The organism is Phormidium pseudopriestleyi FRX01 (assembly GCF_017313335.1).
In the GTDB taxonomy this organism is placed as follows: Bacteria; Cyanobacteriota; Cyanobacteriia; order Cyanobacteriales; family Laspinemataceae; genus Laspinema; species Laspinema pseudopriestleyi.
Map to the genome: position 1 here is coordinate 1 of NZ_JAFLQW010000148.1, position 3,982 is coordinate 3,982.

The 3,982-nt window shown below is 41.5% G+C and carries 7 protein-coding genes; all 7 read left to right on the forward strand.

Going from position 1 to position 3,982, the window contains the following annotated elements; translation table 11 throughout:
* Positions 1-101 precede the first annotated feature (101 nt).
* Entirely contained in the window at positions 102-362 is a 261-nt protein-coding gene (locus J0895_RS05550) for a Txe/YoeB family addiction module toxin (protein WP_207087125.1), read from the forward strand.
* A complete protein-coding gene (locus J0895_RS05555) occupies positions 359-577 on the forward strand; it encodes a hypothetical protein (RefSeq protein ID WP_207087126.1) in 219 nt (72 codons plus the stop codon). Before J0895_RS05550 ends, J0895_RS05555 begins: the two co-directional genes overlap by 4 nt.
* Positions 578-705: 128 nt before the next feature.
* Positions 706-903 carry a UPF0175 family protein gene (locus J0895_RS05560; protein ID WP_340643461.1) on the forward strand — a complete coding sequence of 66 codons (198 nt, stop codon included), beginning with the start codon at positions 706-708 and terminating at the stop codon, positions 901-903.
* A gap of 94 nt (positions 904-997) precedes the next feature.
* Positions 998-1,450, forward strand: a complete 453-nt coding sequence (locus J0895_RS05565; RefSeq protein WP_207087127.1) for a DUF29 domain-containing protein — start codon at positions 998-1,000, stop codon at positions 1,448-1,450.
* A 162-nt stretch (positions 1,451-1,612) separates the two neighbouring features.
* Positions 1,613-2,773, forward strand: a complete 1,161-nt coding sequence (locus J0895_RS05570; protein WP_207087128.1) for a DegT/DnrJ/EryC1/StrS family aminotransferase — start codon at positions 1,613-1,615, stop codon at positions 2,771-2,773.
* A 39-nt stretch (positions 2,774-2,812) separates the two neighbouring features.
* Positions 2,813-3,274: a DUF29 domain-containing protein gene (locus J0895_RS05575; RefSeq protein ID WP_207087129.1), complete on the forward strand. Its 462-nt coding sequence runs from the start codon at positions 2,813-2,815 to the stop codon at positions 3,272-3,274.
* Positions 3,275-3,313: 39 nt separating this feature from the next.
* The gene (locus J0895_RS05580) at positions 3,314-3,877 is read left to right on the forward strand and encodes a DegT/DnrJ/EryC1/StrS family aminotransferase (RefSeq protein WP_340643460.1); all 564 of its coding nucleotides are present in this window, start codon (positions 3,314-3,316) and stop codon (positions 3,875-3,877) included.
* Positions 3,878-3,982 lie beyond the last annotated feature (105 nt).

The window sequence follows — 3,982 nt, forward strand, 5'->3', positions numbered from 1 at the left end:
AAAAGGATGGGTTTTCTTATGCCACATAAATCACGCGCCGATTTTCCTCTCGACACCAACCAGGGTACAGGTATGGTGCGAGTCTCCAAGAGGGCAGAAAGATGAAAATCGCTTTTACCGAAGCATCTTGGGTAGACTATCTCTGGTTACAAGAGAAGGATAAAAAACTTTTAAAAAGAGTCAACCTACTTATTAAAGATATAATTAGAAGTCCATTTGAAGGGATTGGCAAGCCAGAGCCACTCAAAGGTAACTTGTCTGGATATTGGTCAAGAAGGATTAATTCTGAGCATCGTTTGGTTTATGGCATTTCTGAGGAAGAAGTTATTGTTATTTCCTGTAGATTTCACTATGAGAAATGAAAACTGATTCAGAAATTCGCATTGAAGGAATGCAAGCCTTGATTATTACCCTGGGTCTTGTCGAAGCCGAGCGTTTTGTCCTAATGATGACACGCGATCGGTTTGATTACACCCAATGGCGGCAAGAGGGTTTGCCCAAAATTAGTCTGAAGGAATTAGCGGAAGCCGCAAATACTCTGACTAATCAGTTGGGTAATTCCCATCAAGGGGAGTGAAATTTAAGCCCAGTCTGTACAAAGACTAGGAAAAAAGTAACTGGATGAATACTGAAAATCTTCAAATTAAATACCCAATCGGAGTTGAAAAAGCCGTTGAAATGACCAGGGATGAAATGTAACAGCACATCCGTTTAATGGCTGCATTGAAAATGTTTGAGTTGGGGAAAGTCTCAGCAGGAAAAGCGGCTGAGTTAGCAGGGATGTCAAGACTCGATTTTTTTGAGACTTGCAGCCGATATCGAGTGAGTATTTTTAATTATCCTCCGGAAGAGTTGGAAGCGGAACTAGAAAGCGATTTAGATGTACTCAGGAGTTCCAGTTAAACATGAAAATCGTTTCCAATACAGTATTATTGCTTTAGAAAAAATTGGTAGGTTAACTTCTGCTAAATATTTGACAAAGAACTGAGGAAAGAAGATGCCATCAGTAAATGTTATTTCCAAAATTTATGAACAAGATTATCCTGAATGGTTAGACATTACTCTCAAGCAGTTGCAAAATGGAGAGTTAGAAAACGTTGATTGGGAACATTTAATTGAGGAAATATCCGCTTTGGGAAACGAGCAAAGACATAAAGTGAAAAGTTATTTGTTAAGGCTTTTAATTCACCTGCTGCTTTATGATTACTGGGAATCGGAAAAAGAGTGGTCTGGCAAGGGATGGGAAACAGAAATTGATAACTTTAGATTGGAATTAGATTTGCTATTTGAGTCTAAAGTTCTTTATAACTATTGTGTCCAAGTCCTAGATAAGATTTATCAAAAAGCTAGAACAAATGCGATTCGGAAATCTCAGCTATCTCCAGACATATTCCCAGAAAATTGCCCGTATTCTTTAGTAGAAATTCTCTCTCCCGAATGGTTGCCTTGATGACAAGAAAAGTTTCGCAGCGGTCTCTCCATTCCTCAACGGTCGTCTCTATGAGCGGTTTGTTAGATTTTCAATCTCTTGGGGAGTAGGCGCGAATTCGCCTGCGGGAACAAAAGTTCTCGGACTTAATAATCAGACGATTCCAAATCAAAAACTGAGTATATGAGTGAAATTAAAATTCCTGTCTTAGACCTAAAGCCCCAGTACGAGCAAATTAAGGACGAAGTTCAAGGGGCGATTAACCGTGTTTTAGAATCAGGTCAGTTCATCATGGGGCCTGATGTTAAGCTGTTTGAGCAGGAAGTCGCAAAATATGTAGGAGTTAAACACGCGATCGCTGTAAACTCTGGTACAGATGCTTTGGTAATTGGGTTAAGGGCGCTAGGAATTGGGGAAGGTGATGAGGTGATTACCACTCCGTTTTCTTTTTTCGCCACGGCGGAATCCATTAGCAATTTGGGCGCAAAGCCAGTTTTTGCGGATATTGACTCCAAAAGTTTCAATATTGACCCCAAGGAGATTAAAGCGAAAATTACGCCTCGGACTAAGGCGATTATGCCTGTTCACCTCTATGGGCAACCTGCGGCAATGGGACAGATTATGGAGTTGGCACAGGAATATGGCTTAAAAGTGATTGAAGATTGTGCTCAATCTTTTGGGGCAAGATATTGGGGAACTTGTTCGTCTTGTCAGGGTCATTGCCAGGAAACCACCCTGGAATCCCTACGAGGGAAATTTACGGGGGCGATCGCAGATGTTGGGGCTTATTCCTTTTTCCCTTCCAAAAACTTGGGAGCTTATGGGGATGGGGGCATGGTTGTCACCAATGATGACCAAGTTGCGGAAATTGCGCGAATGTTGCGGGTGCATGGGGCGAAGAAGAAGTATCACAACGAAGTTTTGGGGTACAATTCTCGCTTGGATACTTTGCAAGCCGCGATTTTGCGGGTGAAGTTGCCTTATTTGGCACAGTGGAATGAGGGGAGGCGTCAGGTGGCTAAAACTTACAATGAGTTATTGGCGGATGTTGCGGGGATAATTACTCCAGAGTTGGCTGATGGTCATGTGTTTCACCAATATACGATTCGGGTTTTGGATGGGAAACGGGATAAGGTGCAACAATATTTGGGTGAGCAAGGGATTGGCTCAATGATTTATTATCCTGTTCCTCAAGACCAGTTGCCTGTTTATCAGGGGCAGTATCCCAAGATGCCAGTGAGTGATTTGTTGGGGACTGAGGTTCTGAGTTTACCGATTTGGCCTGAAATGGCATCAGAAAACATGGCAGTGGTTGTTAATGTGGTGAGTGGAGTTCTTGAGTAATTCAATAATAAAATGTTCAGCCTTAAATCAGGAGGTTTTATGGCAACTCCATTAGAACCAGTCTCCGAAATCTTGTATGACAATGACTATAATCTTTGGGTGATAGAAACCGTTAAACAGTTGGAAAAGCGCGACTTTGATTCTGTTGACTGGCAGAACTTAATTGAAGAGGTATCTGACTTGAGTCGGCGGCAAAAAAAGAAACTGAAAAGTTTATTAAGGAATTTGTGGTCACATTTACTGAAATTAACCTACTGGGAATCTGAGGTTGAGAGAAATCAATTTCATTGGAAAGGTGAAATTAGAAATTTTCGCCAACAGATTCAAGATGAACTGGAAGATAGCCCTAGCCTCAAGAATTATTTGCAGGAAATTCACGGGGAATGCTATCAAGATGCCATAGAAATTGTCAGCGATAAATCACAACTTCCTTTAAGTCACTTTCCGGAAACACTGACGGGTACTCTAGAACAGGTTTTAGATGAAAATTGGTTTCCATAATTGGACACTATGGGCGTATTTATCAATTACAATAACTGAGTGTCAAGGTATGAGCCTTCCAAAAACTTGGGAGCTTATGGGGATGGGGGCATGGTTGTCACCAATGATGACCAAGTTGCGGAAATTGCGCGAATGTTGCGGGTGCATGGGGCGAAGAAAAAGTATCACAACGAAGTTTGGGGGTATAATTCTCGATTGGATACGTTGCAAGCTGCAATTTTGCGGGTAAAGTTGCCTTATTTGGAGCAGTGGAATGAGGGTAGGCGTCAGGTGGCTAAAACTTACAATGAGTTATTGGCGGATGTTGAGGGGATAATTACTCCAGAGTTTGCGGATGGTCATGTGTTTCATCAATATACCATTCGGGTTTTGGATGGGAAACGCGACAAGGTGCAGAAATATCTGGGTGAGCAAGGGATTGGGTCGATGATTTATTATCCTGTGCCACAAGACCAGTTGCCTGTTTATCAGGGGCAGTATCCCAAGATGCCAGTGAGTGATTTGCTAGGAACTGAGGTGCTGAGTTTACCCATTTGGCCTGAGTTGGAACCCAGAAATATACATTTAATGATTAAAGTTTTGAAAAAAATATTGGTCGATTGAAAGAGGGTAGATTGTGGTTTTTGAGTCGCAAATTCAATCTGTGATATTCTCAGGCAAATAACCAAAAGTCAGACTAAATTGAATGAAATTTTTCCAGAAATTACT